1 protein-coding gene is annotated in these 1,091 nt (G+C 64.1%); it reads right to left on the minus strand.

Annotated features, from left to right (window positions below; all coding sequences use genetic code 11):
• Nucleotides 1-41: 41 nt before the first annotated feature.
• Complete coding sequence (locus LN996_RS23485) at nt 42-1,025, minus strand: DUF4192 family protein (RefSeq protein ID WP_231343505.1); 984 nt, start codon at nt 1,023-1,025, stop codon at nt 42-44.
• Nucleotides 1,026-1,091: the final 66 nt, after the last annotated feature.

The following is a 1,091-nucleotide window of genomic DNA, read 5'->3' on the forward strand; positions in this document are numbered from 1 at the left end:
GGCCGGGCAGGACCGTTGCTGATCCTGCCCGGCCGTACCGGTTAGCTGGTGGGGCGCTTATAGGCGGTTTCTTGGTTCTTGGCGACTTCTGCGATGTAGACACTGCTGATCAGGTCGTACAACTGTTCCGCGAACTGGTAGCCGTGCACGTCCTCGACAGCCAGTTTCAGGTAACGCGCGGCGTGCTTTCCGGAGCCTTTGAGCCATTGCAGCCATCCCATGAGGGTCAGCATGGGTGCGCGCTGGCCCTCCGGGACGGCCTTCATCAGTTCGAACGCAATGGTTTCGGCGTGGTCCACGCGCTTCCAGTCCGGGCGGCCGTTGAACTTGCCCAAAATGATGTCAATGACGACGCCGTTGTTCGTGGTGATGATGTCGGCCATGAGGAAGTCCCTGATGTACTTGTCTTGGAACCATGCCGCCAGCTTCCGCGCGGTCTCATGGTCCGGCATTCCGGGGGTCTCCAGCGCAGCGCCCCATTCGCGGCGTGCTTCCTCAACGGATTCCTCCGTGCGGACGGGCACCTGTACCGGCTCAACCCATTTGCCCAGCAACGCCGGGTTATAGACGTCCACGGCCGGGGCGCTTCCCCTGAAGGTCAAAGTAGCGTTGGCGTTGCTGTCCTTGATCTGCTCCAGCGGGTTCCGCTCCGTGCTGCCGTAAGCGGCCCAGTGCGTGCTGGTAACGAGGTAGACCTTGCGGACTGGCATCCGTGCCGTGGCCAGTTCGTTGCCCAGGGCCGCGACGTGGGCCGCGTAGGGGAAACGGGCATCGGTGCTGGTTTCGTCGGTGTAGACGATGAGGTAGCAGGCCGTGGCGTTCTCGTCCTGTGCCGCGAGGCTGGTCACCGTTTGGGCGAAACCCAGCGGGGCCGCGTCCATGGGTGCGTCCACGCGCAGCGTGGCGCCAAGTGCTCCCGCGGTGGCCGTCAGCACGACGAAGGATTCGGTGGGGGTTCTTCCGAGCAGGTGCGGGACGTAGGCCAGCAGGTCAGCGGGGCTGGTGAGGGTGAGTTTTTCAGTCATGATGTGGGTCCTTCTTTTGCCGAGAAAGTGAGTGGTTGGGGTGGGGGGGGGGGGGCGCGGGGGGGG

Origin of the sequence: Arthrobacter sp. AK01 (assembly GCF_021109375.1) — a bacterium.
Taxonomy (GTDB): Bacteria; Actinomycetota; Actinomycetes; order Actinomycetales; family Micrococcaceae; genus Arthrobacter.